The sequence below is a fragment of the Citrobacter sp. CK181 genome (assembly GCF_030333595.1).
GTDB classification, from domain to species: domain Bacteria; phylum Pseudomonadota; class Gammaproteobacteria; order Enterobacterales; family Enterobacteriaceae; genus Citrobacter_B; species Citrobacter_B koseri.
In genome coordinates, this window is the sequence record NZ_JAOWFN010000013.1 from 201637 (window position 1) to 223579 (window position 21943).

Here is a 21943-nt window from a genome sequence, read left to right on the forward strand (position 1 = left end):
TTTGTAGTACCCCTACAGTAAGGAGACGGTCATGACCAATAATCCCCCTTCAACGCGTATTCAGCCCGGCGAGTATGGTTTTCCTCTGAAATTAAAAGCCCGCTACGACAACTTTATCGGCGGAGACTGGGTCGCACCGGTAGACGGCGAGTATTACCAGAATCTGACGCCGGTGACCGGGCAACTGCTGTGTGAAGTCGCCTCTTCCGGCAAAAAAGATATCGATCTGGCGCTGGATGCCGCGCATAAAGTGAAAGAACAGTGGGCGCATACGTCCGTGCAGGATCGCGCCGCGATTCTGTTTAAGATTGCCGATCGCATGGAGCAAAACCTGGAACTGCTGGCAACGGCGGAAACCTGGGATAATGGCAAACCCATCCGTGAAACCAGCGCCGCCGACGTGCCGCTGGCGATCGACCATTTCCGCTATTTTGCGTCCTGTATCCGCGCACAAGAGGGCGGTATCAGCGAAGTTGACAGCGAAACAGTGGCCTATCACTTCCATGAACCTCTGGGCGTGGTGGGGCAGATCATCCCGTGGAACTTCCCGCTGCTGATGGCGAGCTGGAAAATGGCCCCGGCGCTGGCGGCGGGGAACTGCGTGGTGCTCAAACCTGCGCGTCTGACGCCGCTTTCGGTTCTGTTGCTGATGGAAATCGTTGGCGACCTGCTCCCGCCGGGCGTGGTCAACGTCGTGAACGGCGCGGGCGGAGAGATCGGCGAATATCTGGCGACGTCGAAGCGGATCGCGAAGGTGGCGTTTACCGGTTCGACGGAAGTCGGGCAACAGATCATGCAGTACGCGACACAAAACATTATCCCGGTAACGCTGGAGCTGGGCGGTAAGTCCCCCAATATCTTCTTCGCCGATGTGATGGATGAAGAGGATGCGTTTTTCGACAAGGCGCTGGAGGGCTTTGCGCTGTTTGCCTTTAACCAGGGCGAAGTTTGTACCTGCCCGAGCCGCGCGCTGGTACAGGAGTCCATTTATGAGCGCTTTATGGAGCGGGCCATTCGTCGCGTCGAAAGCATTCGCAGCGGTAACCCGCTCGACAGCGTTACGCAGATGGGCGCGCAGGTCTCCCAGGGTCAACTGGAAACCATCCTCAACTACATTGATATCGGTAAGAAAGAAGGCGCGGATGTGTTAACCGGCGGGCGGCGCAAGCAGCTGGAAGGAGAGCTGAAAGAGGGCTATTACCTCGAACCGACCATCCTGTTTGGTAAGAACAATATGCGCGTTTTCCAGGAGGAGATTTTTGGCCCGGTGCTGGCGGTGACGACCTTCAGGACGATGGAAGAAGCGCTGGAACTGGCTAACGACACCCAGTACGGGCTTGGCGCCGGAGTCTGGAGTCGTAACGGCAACCTGGCGTACAAAATGGGGCGTGGTATTCAGGCGGGACGCGTATGGACCAACTGCTATCATGCTTACCCGGCGCATGCTGCGTTCGGCGGCTATAAGCAGTCGGGGATTGGCCGCGAAACCCACAAAATGATGCTGGAGCATTATCAGCAAACCAAATGTCTGCTGGTGAGCTATTCCGATAAACCGCTGGGGCTGTTTTAAGCGCCGTATAACCACGTTGCCGGATGGCGGCTTCGCCTTATCCGGCCTACGGAGAACTGCACATGTAGGCCCGATAAGCGTAGCGCCATCGGGCATGAGGTTCGCCTTATCCGGCCTACGGGAAACTGCACATGTAGGCCCGATAAGCATAGCGCCATCGGGCATGAGGTTCGCCTTATCGGGCCTACGGGAAATCGCACATGTAGGCCCGATAAGCGTAGCGCCATCGGGCAGATTTGCCGGGGAGAGTGAAGCCGCTGTTCGGCCGTTGGGAGCCCGGCGCAGCATTATTAACTGTAATTTGAGATAAATATATAATATTTAATTGTCACATGCACCGGCCCTGTCTATTTAGCTTATACTGCTAATCGTTTGTCTTTAGTAATTACATTAATTTATACAAATATTTTTTTCAGCTATTAAACCTATACCCCATCAGAAAGGTGTGGGAAAAGAGTTGTGTCGGTTAACTATTGAAAATAAATTGCTTTTTTTTACACTTGAGGCTTACACAATAATCAAGGAGGAGGTGAACATGAGCAGGTATCTCTGGTTTAGCTCAACGTGAGTATCTAAAGTATGGAATATCAGTTACATGGATTTATGATTGGCAGGGAAATATTCCTTGATATTAACGAAGCTCGAATTTTCCGGCTGCCGGTTAATAAAATGGATAGCGTCATCTCTTTCTGTGGAGTGTTTTTTAATCGGACAATGCTCCATCTGTTTGTTTACCTTTTGGTCAATGCACGTTCTCAATATGTCTCAAAGGATGAATTACTCATCAACGTTTGGGAAAAAAATGAATTATGTGCTTCCACGCAGCGTTTATCTAAAGTCGTCAAAAATCTAAATAATAAATTAAGTCTGCTGGGGCTACCGAAGAATTCAATTGTCTGCGTGAAAGGAAGTGGATACATACTGGCACTGGATGATATTCAACCGCTTTATAGTGTGGTGGACAATGTAGATTATCAATACCGATATCGCTGAGGTCAGTAACCGTTTATTCCGTAGCGTGATGTCGCCTTCGGATTCTTACCCTGGACGTTTTACGCCCAGGGATTTTTTTATTGTCTTACTGCCCGTAATAGGCGTTCGCGCCGTGTTTACGCAGATAATGTTTGTCGAGCAATTCTGGCTGCATATCCGGTAGCTGCGGCGTGAGCTGGCGCGAAAACAGCCCCATATAGGCGCACTCCTCAAGCACCACGGCGTTATGCACGGCGTCAGCGGCGTCTTTCCCCCAGGCGAATGGCCCGTGTGAGTGGACTAATACCGCCGGGATTTGCATTGGGTTCAGACCGCGTTCTTCAAAGGTTTTGATGATTACCTCGCCCGTCTGGTATTCGTATTCTCCTTTAATTTCCTCCACGGTCATCAGCCGGGTACAGGGGATTGCGCCATAGAAATAGTCGGCATGCGTGGTGCCCCAGGCGGGCAGGTCAAGACCCGCCTGTGACCAGATCGTTGCATGGCGGGAATGGGTATGCACAATTCCGCCGATCTGCGGATAACGACGATAGAGCGCCAGATGCGTCGGCGTATCGGACGAGGGCTTTTTGCTGCCTTCAACGACCTTGCCGCTGGCGATCTCCACCACCACCATATCGTCGGCGGTCATGACGTCATATTCAACGCCGGAAGGTTTAATGACCATCAGTTTTCGCGTTTCATCGACGGCGCTGACGTTACCCCAGGTGAATGTCACCAGATGGTGTGCCGGAAGCGCCAGATTGGCTGCCAGCACCTCGGCTTTTAACTGCTCTAACATGTAAATCCTCCTTCCTGCATACGCGCTTCTATCCAGCGCCGCGCCTGGATAATTTCCAGCACCGGCTCTTTGGCCTTTTCCGTCCACATCTCAATCAAAAACGCGCCACGGTAGTTCAGCTCATGCAGCGTTTTGAAGATGCCGACAAAATCCACGCACCCTTCACCGAACGGCACGTCGCGGAACTGACCGGGGCTGTTCTCTGTCACCGGCTGCGTGTCTTTCAGGTGGATGGCGGCGATGCGGTCAATACCGAGCTTCAGCTCAGCGGCGACGTCGTTGCCCCAGGCGCTGAGATTGCCGACATCCGGGTAAACGCTAAACCACGGCGAGGCGAGCAGCGCGTCCCATTTTTTCCATTTGCTGATGGAGTTCATAAAGGCGGTGTCCATGATCTCCACCGCCAGCATCACCTGCGCCGCTGCGGCTTGCTCCACCGCCCACGCCAGCCCTTCGGCAAAGCGTTGTTGCGTACCTTCGTCATGTTCTTCGTAATAGACGTCATAACCCGCCAGTTGAATGGTGCGGATACCCAGATCGCGCGCCAGGTGAATCGCTTTGGTCATGATGTCGCGCGCCCGCTGGCGTACGGCCTCATCGCGACTGCCGAAGGGAAAGCGACGATGCGCGGACAGGCACATTGACGGGATGGCCACGCCGGTTTCCAGCATGGCGGTCACCAGCGACGCCCGCTGCGTGGGGCTCCAGTCCAGGCGCGACAGGCGTTCGTCGGTCTCATCCACCGACATTTCGACAAAGTCAAAGCCGCAGCTTTTCGCCAGCACCAGGCGCTCCGGCCAACTGAGGTCTTTTGCCAGCGCTTTTTCATAGATACCTAACGGATGATTACGCATGCTGCTCTCCCCAGATGGCGTTAATTTGCGCGTGGAACCCGGCTGCAACCTGCGCCGGATGCGCCGCCCCTGCCAGCGCGCGTCCGGCGATAAATGCTTTGACGCGAATATCTTTAAACAACGGCAGATCGGCAGGCGTAATGCCGCCGGTAATCGACAGCTCCAGGCCAATATCAGAAAGCGCCTTCATCCGTGCCAGATCCGCGTCTCCCCACTGCTGTCCGCTGGCCTGCGCGTCGCGCCCACGGTGGTAAATCGCCTGACGCACACCGGTGCGATACCACGCGCGGGCATCGTCCAGCGTCCAGTTGCCGAACAGCTCCATCTGAATTTCACCGCCGCAGGATTGCGCGACGGCATGGCCTTTCTCCACCGTGGCGAGCGGCGCCGCACAGATAATCGTCATCCAGTTGGCGCCTGCGGCAAAAGCCTGCTGCGCGAGCGTTTCGCCCGCATCGGCCACCTTCCAGTCGGCAACGATGATTTTATCCGGGCACTGGGCGCGCAGCGCTTTCACCGCGCCAAGCCCCTCGGTTAAACAGAGGATGGTGCCAGCCTCAACGATATCGACGTGGTCCTGTAACAGGGCGACATCGCGAAGCGCCGCCTGAAGGTTGGTGTGGTCGAGCGCCAGTTGCAGTAATGGTCGGCTCATAATGCGTGCTCCTTAATGCGGGCGTGGTAGCCCTGTAATGCCTGAATCAAATCCTGGTATTGGTGGTATTTGCGCTGATAAAGACGGTGCGCGGCCATGTCGGGCATTAGCGTGCGTACCGGGTGCCGTAAGGCGTGCTGAGCCTCGCTGAAACTGCGGTATACGCCGGTGCCGACGCGGGCGGCGAGCGCGGCGCCAAAGCAGCCGGTCTCTTCAACCTGCGGCAGTTCGATGCGCAGGCCGCTGACATCCGCCAGCATCTGCATCCAGACGTCGGAGTGCGCCGGGCCGCCGGTTACGCGCAGGGTGTGCGCCTCAGTAAAGCGTTCGCGCATACGGTTGAGATGGGTCATGTGGCTGAACACCACCCCTTCGTAAATGGCCTGTAGCAGATGCGCGCGGGTATGCAGCGCCTGCATGCCGTAAAAGCCGCAGGTCATCTCCAGCCCGGCATTGCTGCCGTACAGAAACGGCAGGAAAAAGAGTTCGCCGCTCGCTTTCGGCAGACTGGCGACGGCCTGGTTGATCTCGTCAAAAGAGAGTTCGCCCCATTGGGCGGTAAACCATTCAAGATTGCCGGATGAGGTAGGGCTGGCTTCGTGAACGATGTACTGCCCGTCGTTGACGTAGCGGCCATAGACATAAGGGTGCGCTTCGTGGTCGCGCAACCCCTCGGTGATCCCGCTGGTCACCGCCCAGGTGCCCATCACCGCGTTGAGGGTGAATTCATCTTCAATACCGGCGCAGAGCGCGGTGGAAACCACGTCAAACAGACCGCCGACGACGGGCGTGCCCGCCTTCAGACCGGTGATGGCGGCTGCCTGAGCAGTGATCTCCCCGCATATTTCGGCTGACCCCATAATGGGGGGCAGCGTATCGTCGATTTCACTGATGCCCAACCATTGGGTCAGGCGCGGGTCATACTGCCCGCTGCTCATGTTGTAGAGGTTGGACTCAGAAATGTTGCTCTCTTCGCACCCTTTTATGCCGGTTAAGCGCCAGCGCAGATAGTCATGCCCCATCATCACGCAGCCAATTTGTGCGTAACGTTGAGGGTCGTTCTCTTTAATCCAGCGCAGCAGAGAGGCGGGATGCCCGGTCCACAGCGTCTGGCGGGTAACGGGGTAAAGCTGTTCAGGAATGCCGTCCTGCTGCCAGCGCTGGACAATCTTTAGCGCCCGGCGGTCGGAAGAGAGAATGGCGCTGCCCAGCGGCTGATCCTGCCTGTCGAGCAGAAACAGTCCTTTACCCTGAGCGGAGATACCGACGCCTTTAATTTGCTCGCCGGAGATGCCTGTACGCTGCAAAAGCCCGGTAATGGTGGCTGCACACTGTTGCCAGAGCTGGTGCATGTCGCGTTCGGCGTAACCCGGCAGTGGCGTTGCCGTCTGTAACGACTGCCGGTTGATCCCATGCTCATGACCTTTGGCGTCATACAAACCGGCTTTCAGATAAGTACCGCCACAATCGATGCCCAGCCAGAAGGCCTCTTTCTCTCTCATCTTTCATGTCTCATTTTTGCCGGATGGCGCCACGCTTATCCGGCCTACGGGTTTTGTAGGCCCGGTAAGCGCTGCGCCCCGGGCATGGTGTTACGCGGCGTGTTTACGCGGACTCATTGTCTTTGCCGGTGTCGAACCCGCATCGCATTTCGCGGGCAGCAACAACGCCAGCAGCGCGGCCAGCGCCAGGGAGATCGCCAGGCAATAGACGCCCGCATCTTTGCTGTACAACGTGATCAGTACGCCAACCGCGTAGGGGCCGCAGAAGCCGCCGAGGTTGCCAAGCGCGTTGATAACGCCGCGTGCGCCGCCCGCCATCTCGGCGCTGAACAGACGTGCCGGGATCGTCCAGAAAACGCCCGCCGCCGATTGCAGGAAGAAGCCGCAGCCGACCAGCGCGGCATAGGCCAGCCAGATTTGGTTTTTCAGCGCCACCGACAGGAACATGCACAGGGCGAAGCCAATCAGCGGCAGGCAGACAAACAGTTTGCGTTTACCCGTGCGGTCGGAAAGGAAAGAGAACAGGAACATCCCGGCGATCGCACCGACGTATGGCAAAATGGCGAGCATACCGACTTGCCCCATGCTGCTGTGGGTCAGCTCTTTGAGGATGGTTGGCAGCCAGAGGGTGTAACCGTAAATCCCGGTCTGATAGAAGAAGTTCAGGGCGATAAGTTGCCACATGGTTTTGTCGGAAAGGACCGCGCTGAGAGAGGCGTTTTTGACTTCGCTTCCGGCAATGGCTTTCTGTTCTGCGGCGAGGGTTTCCACCAGATAGTTTTTTTCCGCCCCGGAGATCCAGCGGGCTTCCTGCGGCCGGTCATAAATGGTGTACGCCCACAGCACCAGCACGACGAGAGAGAGCAGACCTTCAATAATGAACAGCCAGCGCCAGTCGAGTACGGTGATGATCCAGCCGGAGAGCGGGGCGGTGATAATCCCGGCAATCGGCACAAACATAATCACAATGGCGTTCGCACGACCGCGTTCAGCGTCCGGGAACCAGTTGCTGATCATCGTCAGTACGACGGGCAGCATGCCGCCTTCCGCCACACCCAGTAAGAAACGCAGGGCAAGCAATTGATACTGGTTGGTGATTAAGCCTGTGAGGACGGAAATGACCGCCCAGGCAACCAGCGACCAGCCGATAAATTTCTTGCCGCTGCCGTGAACGGCGATTTTGCCGCCGGGAACCTGTAAGAACAGATAGCCGATGAAGAAAATCCCGCCAGCCAGACCGGCCATAGTGGCGGAAATACCTAATTCGGCATCCATTCCGCCAGGCATCGCGAAAGCAATATTCACGCGGTCCATATAAGAAATAATACAGGTAATCAGAATGGGCGGAATAATTCGCAGCCAACGCTGACGAGGTATATCTTTTTCTGTAGGGCGAGAGGTCATATTCATCTTCGTATTCTCGTAAAGTAAGTATTCTGGCGATGAAAAGTAAATTATTTAATGCCTGATGACGTTTTGCTTATCAGACCTACGCCGCCATCCGGCAACGTCTTATTATTTGGCGTTATTTAATGCCGTAATGCCGTCGCGTAATATCGCTACGCGGTGACTGACGTCGGCATTAGCGTTAATTTCCAGTAACTTAATACCCATGAATTGCAGAACGTCTGTTCCTGCGCAGGTCAGTAATTCATGGGCATGTTCCTGCGTCATCATGCTGTCAGGGCAGAAAGGCGCGAAAGGCGCATGTAAATCCTGCCATTCGCCGTATTCACCGCTTTGCGTTGTACCGGAGAACATCAGCGCGCCGAGTTTACCGGCCTGTTTTACCTGCTGTGTATGGGTCAGTGGCAGGGTGGTGTTGCGTCCTTCAATGGCGGAACGCGCCCAGTTAATGCAAACGCTGATGTCGTAGTCGGCAATCACCTCCAGCACGTTGTCCAGAGGCAGGAATCCTTTGCGCGGCGCGGCGCTGGTCATCGCGTCGCAGTGTTCCAGCACCAGGTCGCACGGCCAGTCCCAGCCAGCGATCTCTTTCACTGAACGGGCAAATGCGTCCGTTGCCTGCGCGACGTTTGGGTTATCGGCCAGCGGTGCGGCGTGCAGCTCAAGCGCGATCACTTTCCCGGCGCTTGCCGCGTTGATTGTCGTGATCTTCTGGTAAAGGTGGCGATAGTACGCCACACAGGCCTGACGCTGATCTTCATTGCTGGAGGCCAGCCCAAAGCCGCGGTTTTCACCGCGACGGCGCATGGTCTCCATAATCGCCGTCACGACGATTTGCCAGTTGCCTGGCGTATGGCGCAATAACCACGCGTCGCCGAGTGGGTGAAGATGTTCAAGGCAGGGTTGCTCCAGCCCACGAATATCAGGAGTATCGGAGAGTTGCCGCCAGAATTCCTTCTCTTCCTCTTCACTCTTTTGGTGAAATGAGGGTGCACAGGGATACGCACCGATAATATAACCGGTATTGTTCGTTTTCATGTTGTGCTCCAAAGATAACGTTTTATAAAGCGGATATTGCCACTTTAACGACGATTTTCCGTATGGGTGTCGCGACCGTTTTATTGCAGCCAGGGCGATGAACATCCTGCGGGAAAAAAATAGCGTAGCTTCCCGGAACCATTTCAAAGAAAGATTCATGTTCACTGTCGTGATAGAAAATAATATCGCGCTGTTCTAATAACGATTCGCTGATTTGGTTATTACCGGTGTCGATGGCAACCCCTATTTTTTCTTCACCCCAGGCGAGAAACTGAATATCCAGATAACGGCGATGAACTTCTGGACGGTTTTCAGCCGCAGTGCGGGTGGTTAAATCAATTATCTGGGCAAAAATATTTTTGCCGTCGATTTCCACCACCCCAGGGTTCAGCGTGCGAAAGTCGGTGGTGCGTAAGAAATCGAGCGCCTTTTCAATCGCGTCTGGCAGACGACACGGATTGGGCTGTGCGATATGTCCAAATATCATGCTATGCCTCCTTACAGCGCCTGGATTTTGGCCCATACGCTGTCATCGACGGTGATGCCGTTGCGGCGATTCTCATCCCGCAGCCGGGTAAATTCGTGGCCTGGCAGACGGATTGCCACGTTCTCATCGGCGCGCTCAGCGGTGGTGACGAAATCCATAATGCGCTGGAGTTTGGCATCGCGCGTGGCGCCATCAATCAGCTTATCGACCTCAATAGCGATGAAGATCTGCGAAACGCCGTATTCGTCGCTGTTTTCCTGGGTAACTTCGGCAACGGAAGCGCCGTCGGAAAGCAGGGTGGCGATCATATCCAGCACAATCGACAGACCTGACCCTTTCCAGTAGCCCATCGGCAAAATGCGGCGATTTTTTTCGATCACGCCAGGTTCTTTGGTCAAATTTCCTTCATCGTCGAACCCGCCGTCTACCGGCAGCTCACGTCCCGCCAGCCGGTTCACCTCTAACATGCCGTAGGAGAACATCGACATCGACATATCGATCATGGTGATTGGCGATGAAGGGATGGCGACGATCAGCGGGTTCGTGCCAATGCGGCACTCTTTTGACCCCCACGGCGGCATCACGGCGATAGAGTTGGTCCAGCAGATGCCGATGTAGCCTTTTTCCGCCGCCTGCCAGCCGTAGCTGCCGCCGCGCATCCAGTGGTTGGCATTGCGTAACGCCACCAGGCCGATGCCGTGGTCGGAAGCCAGTTCAATGGCGCGATCCATCATTTTTTTCGCCGTCAGATTGCCGATGGATCGCTGAGCATCCCACTGCTCGATGGCGCCAAGGCTGGTGATGCGCTGCGGTCTGGCATCAGGAATGATGTCGCCATTATCCAGTTGCTGAATGAAACGGGGAAAGCGATTCACGCCATGCGAATAGACGCCGGATTCTGTAGTACGGGCAAACATCTCTGCACAGGCGTCAGCCGTTTCCGCCGCAACGCCGCGCGCCAGCAGCACCCGATTGAACGCCTCTTTTAACTGCTCAAAAGTCACTTTCATTCCTGCTTCTCCCGTTTATTTTTGACCGCTTTTTTATCTTTAAATTTCACTATGCGAAATCTGATTTCAAATATAGCGATCAAATTTTGACAGATCAACGGGGTGGTCTATTTTTTAAAATCATCAAAATCAAATAGTTGTGTTTTTTCGGTTCAGATCGTGAACTGAAACACACTTTGCGCTACCATCAGAGCGCGACGAAAAGGGGAGCGGAAGCGATGGGCATAAAAGAGAGCGAAATGACGCAAGAAAAAGAGAGGCCAGCCGGTAGTCAGAGCCTGTTCCGTGGTTTGATGCTGATTGAGATCCTCAGTAACTACCCGAACGGATGCCCGCTGGCGCACTTGTCTGAACTGGCAGGGCTGAACAAAAGTACCGTGCATCGACTGCTACAGGGGTTGCAGTCCTGCGGGTATGTCACCCCCGCGCCCGCCGCCGGAAGCTATCGTCTGACCACTAAATTTATCGCTGTCGGGCAGAAAGCCCTGTCATCGCTGAATATCATTCATGTGGCTGCGCCGCATCTTGAGACGCTGAATATCGCTACTGGCGAGACCGTCAACTTCTCCAGCCGTGAAGACGATCATGCCATCCTGATCTATAAGCTGGAGCCGACCACTGGCATGCTGCGCACCCGTGCCTATATCGGTCAGCATATGCCGCTGTATTGCTCTGCGATGGGGAAGATTTACATGGCGTTCGGCCATCCTGACTATGTGGAAACCTATTGGGAAAGCCACAAGGATCAGATCCAGCCGTTGACCCGTAACACCATTACCGGGTTGCCGGCAATGTATGACGAGCTGGCGCAAATTCGTGAAAGCGGTATGGCGATGGATCGCGAAGAGAATGAGCTGGGCGTCTCCTGCATTGCCGTGCCGGTGTTTGATATTCACCATCGGGTGCCATACGCCATCTCTATTTCGCTTTCGACGTCCCGGCTCAAGCAAATCGGCGAGAAAAATCTGCTCAAGCCCCTGCGTGACACCGCGCAGGCGATCTCGAATGAGTTGGGTTTTACCGTGCGCGATTAAGGCAGGCGCCCGGAAGATGATGGGCATCTGACAAAATTTAATCGTTTCCCTCGTCGGATCAAAGCAGCGATCGCGCTCTCTCTGGCACTCTGGGGTTTTACGCAGGTGGAGAGGGCAATGAACCGATTTATCATGGCGGATGCGGCGAAATGTATCGGCTGTCGTACCTGTGAGGTTGCCTGCGTAGTGGCGCATCAGGAGAACCAGGACTGTGCGGCGGTGTCGTCCGGGGAATTTGTCTCCCGCATCCGGGTCATTAAAGACGATGCGTTTACCACGGCGGCGGCATGTCGCCAGTGTGAAGATGCCCCCTGCGCGAACGTGTGCCCAACGCAGGCAATTCGTCGCGATCATGGGCACATCTTCGTGGAACAAGCGCGCTGTATCGGGTGTAAAAGCTGTATGCTGGCGTGCCCGTTCGGCGCGATGAACGTTGTGTCGCGAACCTCACGCGTACAGGCGATTAAATGCGATCTCTGCTGGCACCGTGAAACGGGCCCGGCATGCGTGGAGGCCTGCCCGACTGACGCGTTGCAGTGCCTTGATGTGGAAAACGTGCAGCGACAACGACTGCACGCGCAACCCGTCTGAGTGTCACCCCGGTCAGGCGATGACCGGGGAGGCTGTCAGCCTTCACGCCAGGCGCGCTCAACCTCTTCAGCAAGAATTTTCACCCCTGCCTCAATTTTTTGCGGATCGGGAACGTAGTTCATCCGCATGCACTGGTGCGTATGCGGCCAGGGTTTGTCCAGCCCCGGGAAGAAGTAGTCGCCGGGAACCATCAATACGCCGCGCGCTTTCAGACGCTGGTACAGCAATTCAGTCGAAATCGGCAAATCTTTGAACCACAGCCAGAGGAAAATAGCGCCTTCCGGCTTATGGATCAGGCAGCGATTTTCCGGTAAATACCGGCGAATGGTCGCGATTGTCTCCAGTACGCGCTGGTAGTAGAACGGTTTTATTACCGTTTCCGACAGGCGCAGCAGGTCGTTACGCTTGATCATTTCGCACATCATTGCCGGGCCAATACCGCCAGGCGACAGGCTGATAATGCCGTTCATATTGGTGATGGCGGTGATGATTTTTTCATTGGCGATAATGATGCCGCAGCGGCTGCCGGGCAGCCCCAGTTTGGAGAGGCTCATGCACAGGATGATATTCGGATTCCACAGCGGGCATGCTTCGCTGAAAATAATGCCCGGGAAGGGAACGCCGTAGGCGTTATCGATCACCAGCGGGATGCCGTGCTGATTGGCAAGGGTATCCAGCTTCATCAGCTCTTCGTCGGTGATCACATTACCTGTTGGGTTAGTCGGGCGCGACACGCAGATCATGCCAGTCTCTTCCCCGATGCGCAGATGTTCAAAATCAACGTGGTATTTGAACTGACCTTCCGGCAATAGCTCGATATTCGGGCGAGCGGAAACGAAAAGATCCTCTTCCAGCCCGGAATCGGCATAACCAATGTATTCCGGCGCCAGCGGGAACAGCACTTTTTTAGTCGTCCCGTCGGCGCGGCGTCCGGCGAAGAGATTAAACAAGTAGAAAAACGCGCTCTGACTGCCGTTTGTTAGTGCAATATTCTGTGGTTCGATATCCCAACCCAGATTCTCACGCAGCAGCGACGCGAGCGCTGTCAGTAGCTCCGTTTTTCCCTGCGGACCGTCATAATTACAAAGCGCATCAGTGGCTTTGCCGTTTTCCAGCATTTCGCCCAGTAGCGAATGGAAGTAATTCTGCATTTCCGGGATTTGCGCTGGATTACCCCCGCCGAGCATGATTGCGCCGGGCGTGCGTAAGCCGTCATTGAGGTCTTCCATCAGGCGGGTAATGCCTGAATGGCGGGTAAATTTGTCGCCAAAAAGTGAGAATGTCATAGCAGGTGGTCTGTCGAACTCATTATCAAAGTGGCTAACCATAGCGCTACCTATGGCAGGGTGCAAATCAGGCGTTAACGCCGTGGTTGATGTTTTATGCTGAAGATTTTTATCTGGCTGGTGTTTTGTTTTGATGAGACGTCCGGCGGATGGGCACACCGGACGTCAGGCAGGATTAAGGGCGACCCGCCCAGACGACCATGACCTTATCGTCGTCGTGCTCGCGCACAAAACCGTACCCCTGCTTCAGTGAGAGCGTGGTTTGCTTACCGGCGCCGATGGCGGGGTGTCTGGCGCGGAACTGGCTGATTCGCTGCCAGTGGGCGACGGTGGCGGCGGATTTACCGTTGATATCCTGCCAGTTCATGTCAGAACGGGCGCCTTGCAGCGGATCGGAACCCGTCGGGCCAAAGGGGCGTGCGGATTCGTCGCCATAAAAGATCTGTACGGCACCGGGCGCCAGCAGCAGAAGCTCTGCGGCCTTATCGCCGCCTTCCCGAAAGAGGCGAGTGTCGTGTGAGGAGAGATAACTCAGCACGTTGAAATCCTGTAATTTCTCTGCCATTTGCTGCCAGGTGGCGTCCATATTCGCCAGACAATCGACCGCTTTTGCCGCCTGCTCCTGGTAGTCAAAGTTGATCATCGCATCAAAGCCGTGGCGGTAATAATCACTCTGCATGACGCCGTGGCCCCAGGCTTCACCAGTCATCCAGAAAGGCGTGTCGTCCAGCGTCTTGTCCGGGTTGGCCTGTTTCCACTCGGTCAACGCCGCGCTGGCCTGGGTTTTCAACTGCTGCCAGGCAGGAAGTTCGACGTGTTTGGCGGTATCTACGCGGAACCCGTCGATGCCGTAATCACGCACCCACTGACTGAGCCAGTGGGTCAGATAATCCCGCGGCGTGTAGCCCTCAATGGCTTTTGCACGGGTATCCGGTTTGTTTTTATAGAACACCGGCAGGCCGGAAGGGGTTGTGGATTCCGTTTTAATATCGGGCAGGAAGGCCAGCGACATGGTCAAATCGTCAAAGCCTGGATTGTCATAATCGCCAATATCCGTGCGAATCCATTCTTTCCCCCACCATGCTTCCCATGCCGCTTTGTCGCTGAAGTTGATGTAGTCATTAAAGCTGTGCCAGCTTTGCCCGGCGGCGGGCTTCCAGTCAGTCCAGCGTTCGCCCAGCGTCTTTTTCAGCTCATCGCCTTGCAGATACAGCGCGCCAAACCGGAATGTCTGCATGTCCGCCAGCGTGGCGTAGCCCGTGTGGTTCATCACCACATCAAACAGAATACGGATGCCGCGCTGGTGTGCGCCATCGACTAACGCGCGAAGGTCGTCCTCGCTGCCCATATTGGCGTCCAGCGTGGTCCAGTCCTGGGTGTAATAGCCGTGGTAGGCATAATGCGGGAAGTCCCCTTTCGTACCGCCGCCGACCCAGCCGTGGATTTGCTCGAACGGCGCGCTGATCCACAGGGCATTCACCCCCAGGTGTTGCAGATAGTCCAGCTTGTCTGCCAGCCCGCGTAAATCGCCGCCATGAAAGGTGCCAATCTCCTCCATGCCGTCTTTGTGGCGGCCATAGCTTTGGTCATTCGTCGGATCGCCGTTCTGGAAACGGTCTGTCAGCACAAAGTAGACCGTCGCGTTATGCCAGTTGAATGCGGCGGGCGCGTTGGTTTCCGCGCGTTCAAGCAACAAAAGCCCATTGCTGGTCGCGCCGGGTTGTAACGTAATCTGACCGTTCTTAACGGTAGCGGTTTGCTGGCTGTAGTAATCGCGCACGACAGCGCCTTCCGGGAAGGTGTGACTCACCTCCAGGGTCAGCGGCGAGCCGTTCCACGTTGGGCACTGGCGCACCGTGCTGGCGACGGGATCGGCGGTGCTTTTTATCGACAGCGTCAGCGTTGGCGTACCGGAGCGGGTATCAATCTCCAGCGAGTAGTCGCCGTCTTTAAACAGTCGCCACTGTGGCGGCGTGCCTTCACACGGTTTGAGCGACAGCATCTGATTGAGTTTTATGGCATCAGCAGGTTGCCAGCACTGTTGGTCAATATGCAGCGTCAAAGGGCGCGTACCTTTCGTCAACGCGGCATGGCTGACAAACTTACCTGTACCTTCCGCCGTAAAGGGCGGGAATCCCTGAGATGTCCATGATGAGGCGAATACGATGCCGGGCATAAGCGCCAGTGCAAAAGCGGTAAGTTTCATTACGCTTTCCTTATTGCTGCGATTTTAGCCAGTATGCCGTTGAAAGATAGCGGATAACTCATCCCTCTGGCGTATTCCGCCAGGCTGAGGCGCGAGGGTGAGCGATCGTGCGTAGAAAATAGCCATGTTTTGCGATAACCACCACATTTTCTTCGTATTAATAGCGTTCTTCGCCATTATTGCGTGACAGGGTTTCGGAATTGGACTATTCCTTGGGGTGCTCTTGACGGTTATTTTTGATATGATTTGAGATTCATCTCTCATTTTTTTGAAAAATATAAGGCGTTGGAATGTATAAATCCGACCAGGAGACCTAATGATATTGACGCCCATACGACGATATGGGGCAATGATTCTTATGTTACTCACCGTAGTATTTTCGGGTGAGGTGCTGGCGAAGGCGCACACGACAACAACGAGTCAAAAGTCCCACGTAACCAAGACAGGTCATAAACAGGTAAGCAGTAAACAAGAGTATTCTCGCAATAGTGCAAAGAGTAGTTCACTTCCTGATTTGCGAAAATACCCTTCTGGAACACCAAGGAAAAAAGCGTTTCTCCGGACGGTTATGCCTTTTATCACCAGTCAAAATGCTGCGATTACTGCGGATCGTAACTGGCTGATTTCAAAACAGTACCAGAATCGCTGGTCGCCTTCTGAGCGTACGCGTATGAAAGATATCGCAGCGCGCTACAAGGTAAAGTGGTCTGGCAACACGCGTAACATTCCGTGGAATACCTTGCTGGAACGCGTAGACATCATCCCGACCAGTATGGTGGCGACGATGGCGGCGGCGGAAAGCGGCTGGGGAACCTCTAAACTGGCGCGCAACAACAATAACCTGTTCGGCATGAAATGCGGAAAAGGGCGTTGTACCAATGCGCCGGGTAAAGTGAAAGGTTACTCGCAGTTCGGCTCGGTTAAAGAGTCGGTTAACGCGTACGTGATTAACCTGAACACGCATCCTGCTTACTCGTCTTTCCGTAAGTCTCGCGCCCAGTTGCGTAAGGCGGATCAGGAAGTTACCGCAAGCGCAATGATCCATAAGCTGAAGGGTTATTCGACGAAAGGGCAGAGCTACAACAACTATCTGTTCGCGATGTATCAGGATAACCAGCGTTTAATCGCCGCGCATATGTAATGACCCAATTTTGTAGACCGGATAAGGCGCTTGCGCCGCCATCCGGCACAAACGCCCGGTGGCGCTTTGCTTACCGGGCCTACAAAAGACCCCGCTACAACAACACTTCACTGTACCGATCGCGGTACTCTTTTGGCGTCGTGTCATACTCCTTTTTGAAAACAGAATAGAAATATTGCAGGGATGGGTAACCGCACATCTGTGATATTTCGTTAATCGGCAGCGTGGTTGAAATTAACAGGCTGCGCGCTTTTTCCAGTTTTTCAGCATGAATAACGGCGTGAATGGTCTCCCCGACGTCTTCTTTAAACCGTTTCTCCAGGTTTGAGCGGGAGATACCGACTGCGTCCAGCACCTGATCGACTTTAATACCTTTGCAGGCATGGTTACGGATGAAATGCATCGCCTGTATGACGGCCGGGTCGGTCAATGAGCGGTAGTCCGTCGAGCGACGCTCAACGACGCGCACAGGCGGAACCAGAATACGTTGCAGCGGCAGCACTTCCTTATCCAGCAGGCGGTGTAGCAGTTTTGCCGCCTGATAGCCCATCTGCCTGGCTCCCTGAGCGACCGATGACAGCGCGACCCGCGACAGATAACGGGTCAGTTCTTCGTTATCAATACCGATGACGCACAGTTTTTCGGGAACCGGGATATGCAGATGCTCGCAAACTTGCAGCACATGTCTCGCCCGGGCGTCGGTAACGGCGATAATCCCGGTTTGCGGCGGCAGGGTTTGCAGCCAGTCCGCCAACCGGTTTTGCGCGTGCTGCCAGTTTTCCGGTGCGGTTTCCAGCCCCTGATAGACCACGCCACGGTATTTTTCTTGTGCAACCAGTTGGCAAAACGCGTATTCACGCTCAGCCGCCCAGCGCTTGCCGCTGGAGGCGGGCAGGCCATAAAAGGCGAAGCGATTGATCCCTTTTTCTTTCAGGTGCAGAAAGGCGCTTTCCACCAGTGCGTAGTTATCGGTGGCGATATAATGGACGGATGGATAGTGTGCAGCAAGGTGGTAAGAACCGCCGACGCCGATAATGGGCACATCCACATCGGCAAGCGCCTGAGCAATGTCATCGTCATCGTAGTCGGCAATGACGCCATCGCCCAACCACTCTTTGATGTTATCAATTCGCGCGCGGAAGTCTTCTTCAATGAAGATATCCCATTCCGATTGCGATGCCTGTAAATATTCACCCACGCCTTCCACTACCTGACGGTCGTAGGCTTTATTTGCATTAAATAACAGTGTGATACGGTGGCGTTTCTCAAACATAGTTCTTTCCCTGCTGAATCAGTCATAAAGGACAATGCCGGTACGTGTTGACCGGCATTGAGCATGACCCCTTTTCTGGAATTCAGGAACGACGTTTAGTTGCTGAGTCCATCCATACTGCCAGTAACAAGATCGCACCTTTCACGATGTACTGCCAGAATGTGGGCACGTCCATCATACTCATTCCGTTATCAAGAGAGGCCATAATAAACGCCCCCATGACGGCGCCCGCGACGCTACCCACGCCACCCGCCAGGCTGGTTCCGCCGATCACGCAGGCGGCAATCGCGTCCAGCTCGGCAATGTTCCCGGCGGAAGGCGATCCGGCGCCGAGGCGCGAACTGAGTATCAGCCCCGCAATCGCCACCATCAGGCCGTTGATGGCGAAGACCGCCAGTTTGGTTCGCTCAACGTTAATGCCGGAGAGACGAGCGGCTTCCAGATTGCCGCCAATCGCATAAATTCTCCGGCCAAACGCCGTTCGCGTCGCCATAAACATACCGCCAAGCAGCAGGAATACCAGCAGCAGTACGGGCGTTGGAACGCCGCGATAATCGTTCAGCAGCCAGATTGCGCCCAGGACAATGACGGCGGTTAGCACCTGGCGACCGACTACCGCAGTAGAAGCCGGGGTGCTAAGCGCCAGAGCCTGCCGGCGCATACGCCCGCGCCATTGCCAGCCGATAAACGCCATTAAGCTGATGGCGCCTATTGTGAAGCCCAGACCGTTGGATAAGTAGCTCTGACCAATCTGCGACATCGCCGAGCTGGTGGGCGAGACGGTCGTACCATTCGTGATGCCAATGAGAATGCCACGGAAAGCCAGCATCCCGGCCAGGGTGACGATAAACGAAGGGACTTTCCGGTAGGCGACCCACCACCCGTTCCAGGCGCCGAGCAGTAAACCCAGCGCCAGCGTGACAACAATCGTAAGCGGCAATGGCCAGCCCAGCCAGACGTCGCAGATTGCCGCGACGCCGCCTAATAGCCCCATCATTGAGCCAACGGAGAGGTCGATTTCCGCAGAGATAATCACGAAAACCATCCCCACGGCCAGAATACCGGTGATCGCCGTCTGACGAAGCAGGTTGGAGACGTTGCGCGCGCTCAGGTATGCGCCTTCCGTGGTCCAGGTAAAGAACAGCATGATCACAATAATCGCCGCGATCATGACGAACACCTGTAGGTTCAGTGATTTTAACCCAGGAAAACCGCCCGTCAGAGGGGCTGAGAGTTTCACTTCAGACGGATTGTTTTTCGACATGATATTCGCTCCTCAATGCGGCTTCCATCACCTGTTCTTGAGTCAGGTTATGATTCACCAGGTTGGCTTTCAGTTTTCCTTCGTGCATCACCAGGATGCGATCGCTTAATCCAAGAACCTCGGGGAGTTCCGACGAGATGACGATGACAGCAATACCTTGCTGAACAAGCTGGTTAATGAGTTTGTAGATTTCATATTTCGCGCCGATATCGATTCCTCGGGTGGGTTCATCGAGGATGAGAATGCGCGGGTTCAGCAGGAGATAGCGCGCCAGTATGGCCTTTTGTTGGTTCCCGCCGCTAAGGCGCCCAATCGCTAAATCAGGCGAGGATGTTTTCACTTTCAGGCGTTGCAGTGATTCCAGAATGCATTTTTGCTCTGCGGCATCGTCAAGATGGCTTATCTTCCCGGTGAACCGATCGAGCGCCGCCAGCGTGATATTTTTCCCGACGGCCATAACCGGCACAATGCCGTCGCGTTTCCTGTCTTCTGGCACCATTGCAATGCCATGAGCGATCGCTTGCTGGCAATGACGAATATCCACGGCCTGATTATCGATCATGACCTCTCCTTCCCAGCGCCCGGGCCAGACGCCGAACAGGCATTGCACTAACTCCGTGCGGCCCGCGCCGACCAGCCCTGCAATGCCGAGAATCTCGCCCCGTTTCAGCGAAAAGGAGACATCATTGACGCGTTTGATGTGACGGTTGACGGGATGCCAGGCGGTAAGGCGCTCAACGCGCAAAATCTCCTCCCCGGTAGCATGCGGCTCATTAGGATAGAGCGCCGTCAGCTCGCGACCGACCATCATGGTGATGATATCGTCTTCTTCCATTCCTGCGGCTGCGCGGGTGCCAATATGTTGGCCGTCGCGGATCACGCAGATTGTGTCCGAGATAGCTTTAACTTCATTGAGCTTGTGTGAGATATAAATACACGCAATATCATGCTGTTGCAGATCGCGAATAATTTCCAGCAGCACGGTGGTTTCTTGTTCCGTGAGGGAGGCCGTCGGCTCATCAAGAATCAGCAGCCGAACTTGTTTATTAAGCGCTTTGGCAATTTCTACCAGCTGTTGTTGCCCCAGGCCCAGGTCGCCCACGCGGGTATCCGGTGAGATAGACAAGCTGACCTGATCTAACAGCTTCTGGCAGCGTAGCGTCATCATGTCGTAATCAAGAATGCCGTTACGGGTGATTTCGCTGCCCAGGAAGATATTTTCCAGCACGGTTAAGTGTTTAACCAGCGCTAACTCCTGGTGAATAATAGCAATGCCCTTACGTTCGGTATCACGAATATGACTGGCTTGCAGTGTTTCTCCCGCAAACAGAATTTCACCTTCATAAGAGCCATGAGGGTAAATACCGCACAGCACTTTCATTAACGTTGATTTACCCGAACCATTTTCACCGCACAATGAAACGATTTCCCCGGCATTAAGCCTGAGGCTGACGTTATCAACTGCCTTCACTGCGCCGAAGGTCTTGGTAATGTTTTTCATTTCAAGTAGATAGGGCATAACTACTCCACATAAGCCAATGCGAGAACCCGGCATGGAGGGTTTGACGCCCTCCGCTGTTGTAGAGGGCGCAACGTTTACAGATCACTCTTTTTGTGGAACCCGTCTTTAATCACGGTTTCGTCAATATTGGTTTTATTAACATCAATTGGAGTAAGCAGGCGGGAAGGGACATCTTTCAGACCGTTATTCAGCGTGGCGTCGGCCTTAGGTTGTTGCCCGTTACCCAGCTCGACGGCGATCTCGGCGGCGGTATTCGCCAGTAGCGTGATGGGTTTATAAACCGTCATGGTCTGCGTGCCTGCGACAATACGTTTAATGCCCGCAAGGTCGGCATCCTGACCGGAAATAGCGACTTTTCCTGATAATCCCTGAGCGCTGAGCGCCTGAATCGCACCGCCTGCGGTCGCGTCATTGGAAGCGACAACCGCGTCAATTTTGTTATTGTTTGCGGTCAGCGCATTTTCCATAATTTTCAGCGCATTTTCAGGCAACCATCCGTCTACCCATTGATCGCCAACGACGTTAATTTTTCCTGAGTCGATATAAGGTTTTAATACTTTCATTTGCCCGGCGCGGAACAATTTTGCATTATTATCTACCGGCGAACCGCCCATCAGGAAATAATTCCCTTCAGGCACTTTATCGACCAACGCCTGAGCCTGTAATTCACCGACTTTTTCGTTATCAAAAGAAATATAAAAATCGATGTCGGCATCATTTATCATGCGGTCGTACGCTAATACTTTTATTCCTTCTTGTTTCGCTTCTTTTACGACATTGCTTAATACTTGCCCGTTATAAGGAATAATGACCAGAACATCAACGCCACGGTTGATCATGTTTTCAATCTGCGACATTTGGGTTTCTTCATTACCATTGGCAGATTGTACAAATACTTTTGCGCCGAGGGATTCGGCCTTGCTCACGAAAATATCGCGATCTTTTTGCCAGCGTTCCAGACGTAAGTCATCGATAGCCATACCAATTTTAACTTCTTTGGCATGTCCCGTTATGCTGGCGAGCAGGAGTGAAGTGCAGACGGTGAGTAAGATGTTTTTTATCTTCATAATCGTGATGCCTTTTGTTAGAGGGAACAGCGGTAAAAGTAACAATCACAGCGTGAGACGTAGCAGATTTTTAGCAGTTAATACGCGGAAGGCAATTATAGATTTTTATCTTGCAGTTACGATTTTTGGTTTATTTCGGGAATTATGACCGAGATCGTACTTTTAATGACGCATTACGCCCGTTACATTTCGTTGTTGATGAATAACCATTTTTTGCAGACGGTTACTTTTATTTTGCGAGGCAGCGCACACTTACGAATTA

At 54.3% G+C, this 21943-nt stretch carries 19 protein-coding genes; 5 read left to right on the forward strand and 14 right to left on the reverse strand.

Going from position 1 to position 21943, the window contains the following annotated elements; all coding sequences use genetic code 11:
- Window positions 1-31: 31 nt before the first annotated feature.
- Both aldB and OGW17_RS12350 read left to right on the forward strand, forming a co-directional pair.
- Window positions 32-1570: an aldehyde dehydrogenase AldB gene (aldB, locus tag OGW17_RS12345; protein WP_012135724.1), complete on the forward strand. Its 1539-nt coding sequence runs from the start codon at window positions 32-34 to the stop codon at window positions 1568-1570.
- Window positions 1571-2149: 579 nt separating this feature from the next.
- On the forward strand, window positions 2150-2563 hold the full coding sequence (locus OGW17_RS12350; RefSeq protein ID WP_012135723.1) for a winged helix-turn-helix domain-containing protein: 414 nt from the start codon (window positions 2150-2152) through the stop codon (window positions 2561-2563).
- An 85-nt stretch (window positions 2564-2648) separates the two neighbouring features.
- Here OGW17_RS12350 and araD read toward each other — a convergent pair whose 3' ends face one another.
- The 8 genes from araD to yiaK form a co-directional block, all read right to left on the reverse strand.
- A complete protein-coding gene (gene araD, locus OGW17_RS12355; RefSeq protein WP_012135722.1) occupies window positions 2649-3344 on the reverse strand; it encodes an L-ribulose-5-phosphate 4-epimerase in 696 nt (231 codons plus the stop codon).
- Window positions 3338-4198 (reverse strand): L-ribulose-5-phosphate 3-epimerase, encoded by an 861-nt coding sequence (locus OGW17_RS12360; protein WP_012135721.1) that lies wholly within the window; start codon window positions 4196-4198, stop codon window positions 3338-3340. The genes araD and OGW17_RS12360 overlap by 7 nt, the downstream gene beginning before the upstream one ends.
- Window positions 4191-4853 carry a 3-keto-L-gulonate-6-phosphate decarboxylase UlaD gene (ulaD, locus tag OGW17_RS12365; RefSeq protein WP_047460316.1) on the reverse strand — a complete coding sequence of 221 codons (663 nt, stop codon included), beginning with the start codon at window positions 4851-4853 and terminating at the stop codon, window positions 4191-4193. Before ulaD ends, OGW17_RS12360 begins: the two co-directional genes overlap by 8 nt.
- On the reverse strand, window positions 4850-6355 hold the full coding sequence (locus OGW17_RS12370) for an FGGY-family carbohydrate kinase (protein WP_071259226.1): 1506 nt from the start codon (window positions 6353-6355) through the stop codon (window positions 4850-4852). Before OGW17_RS12370 ends, ulaD begins: the two co-directional genes overlap by 4 nt.
- A gap of 90 nt (window positions 6356-6445) precedes the next feature.
- The gene (locus tag OGW17_RS12375) at window positions 6446-7765 is read right to left on the reverse strand and encodes an MFS transporter (RefSeq protein WP_047460323.1); all 1320 of its coding nucleotides are present in this window, start codon (window positions 7763-7765) and stop codon (window positions 6446-6448) included.
- 105 nt (window positions 7766-7870) lie between these two features.
- Window positions 7871-8800 carry a DUF4862 family protein gene (locus OGW17_RS12380; RefSeq protein ID WP_071259229.1) on the reverse strand — a complete coding sequence of 310 codons (930 nt, stop codon included), beginning with the start codon at window positions 8798-8800 and terminating at the stop codon, window positions 7871-7873.
- 22 nt (window positions 8801-8822) lie between these two features.
- The gene (locus OGW17_RS12385) at window positions 8823-9287 is read right to left on the reverse strand and encodes a YhcH/YjgK/YiaL family protein (protein ID WP_071259231.1); all 465 of its coding nucleotides are present in this window, start codon (window positions 9285-9287) and stop codon (window positions 8823-8825) included.
- Window positions 9288-9298: 11 nt separating this feature from the next.
- Window positions 9299-10297 carry a 3-dehydro-L-gulonate 2-dehydrogenase gene (gene yiaK / locus OGW17_RS12390; protein ID WP_071259234.1) on the reverse strand — a complete coding sequence of 333 codons (999 nt, stop codon included), beginning with the start codon at window positions 10295-10297 and terminating at the stop codon, window positions 9299-9301.
- A 218-nt stretch (window positions 10298-10515) separates the two neighbouring features.
- Here yiaK and yiaJ point away from each other — a divergent pair, with 218 nt between their 5' ends.
- Both yiaJ and OGW17_RS12400 read left to right on the forward strand, forming a co-directional pair.
- On the forward strand, window positions 10516-11331 hold the full coding sequence (gene yiaJ, locus OGW17_RS12395; RefSeq protein ID WP_058668270.1) for an IclR family transcriptional regulator YiaJ: 816 nt from the start codon (window positions 10516-10518) through the stop codon (window positions 11329-11331).
- Window positions 11332-11448: 117 nt separating this feature from the next.
- Window positions 11449-11922: a 4Fe-4S dicluster domain-containing protein gene (locus tag OGW17_RS12400; RefSeq protein WP_012135712.1), complete on the forward strand. Its 474-nt coding sequence runs from the start codon at window positions 11449-11451 to the stop codon at window positions 11920-11922.
- A 35-nt stretch (window positions 11923-11957) separates the two neighbouring features.
- Here the strand turns inward: OGW17_RS12400 and avtA are convergent, their stop codons facing one another.
- A complete protein-coding gene (avtA, locus tag OGW17_RS12405) occupies window positions 11958-13208 on the reverse strand; it encodes a valine--pyruvate transaminase (RefSeq protein WP_071259236.1) in 1251 nt (416 codons plus the stop codon).
- 175 nt (window positions 13209-13383) lie between these two features.
- Window positions 13384-15414, reverse strand: a complete 2031-nt coding sequence (gene malS / locus OGW17_RS12410; RefSeq protein WP_071259238.1) for an alpha-amylase — start codon at window positions 15412-15414, stop codon at window positions 13384-13386.
- Between the two features lie 316 nt (window positions 15415-15730).
- Between malS and OGW17_RS12415 the strand changes: the two genes are divergently transcribed.
- Complete coding sequence (locus tag OGW17_RS12415; RefSeq protein ID WP_024131053.1) at window positions 15731-16555, forward strand: protein bax; 825 nt, start codon at window positions 15731-15733, stop codon at window positions 16553-16555.
- A gap of 94 nt (window positions 16556-16649) precedes the next feature.
- On the opposite strand, the gene xylR is transcribed toward OGW17_RS12415, so the two are convergent.
- The 4 genes from xylR to xylF all read right to left on the reverse strand — a co-directional run bounded on the left by xylR (window position 16650) and on the right by xylF (window position 21681).
- Window positions 16650-17828 (reverse strand): D-xylose utilization transcriptional activator XylR, encoded by a 1179-nt coding sequence (gene xylR / locus OGW17_RS12420; RefSeq protein WP_012135707.1) that lies wholly within the window; start codon window positions 17826-17828, stop codon window positions 16650-16652.
- 82 nt (window positions 17829-17910) lie between these two features.
- Entirely contained in the window at window positions 17911-19092 is a 1182-nt protein-coding gene (xylH, locus tag OGW17_RS12425) for a xylose ABC transporter permease XylH (RefSeq protein ID WP_071259242.1), read from the reverse strand.
- Window positions 19070-20611, reverse strand: a complete 1542-nt coding sequence (locus OGW17_RS12430; RefSeq protein ID WP_286452213.1) for a xylose ABC transporter ATP-binding protein — start codon at window positions 20609-20611, stop codon at window positions 19070-19072. Before OGW17_RS12430 ends, xylH begins: the two co-directional genes overlap by 23 nt.
- Before the next feature lie 77 nt (window positions 20612-20688).
- Window positions 20689-21681: a D-xylose ABC transporter substrate-binding protein gene (xylF, locus tag OGW17_RS12435; protein WP_047460342.1), complete on the reverse strand. Its 993-nt coding sequence runs from the start codon at window positions 21679-21681 to the stop codon at window positions 20689-20691.
- Window positions 21682-21943: the final 262 nt, after the last annotated feature.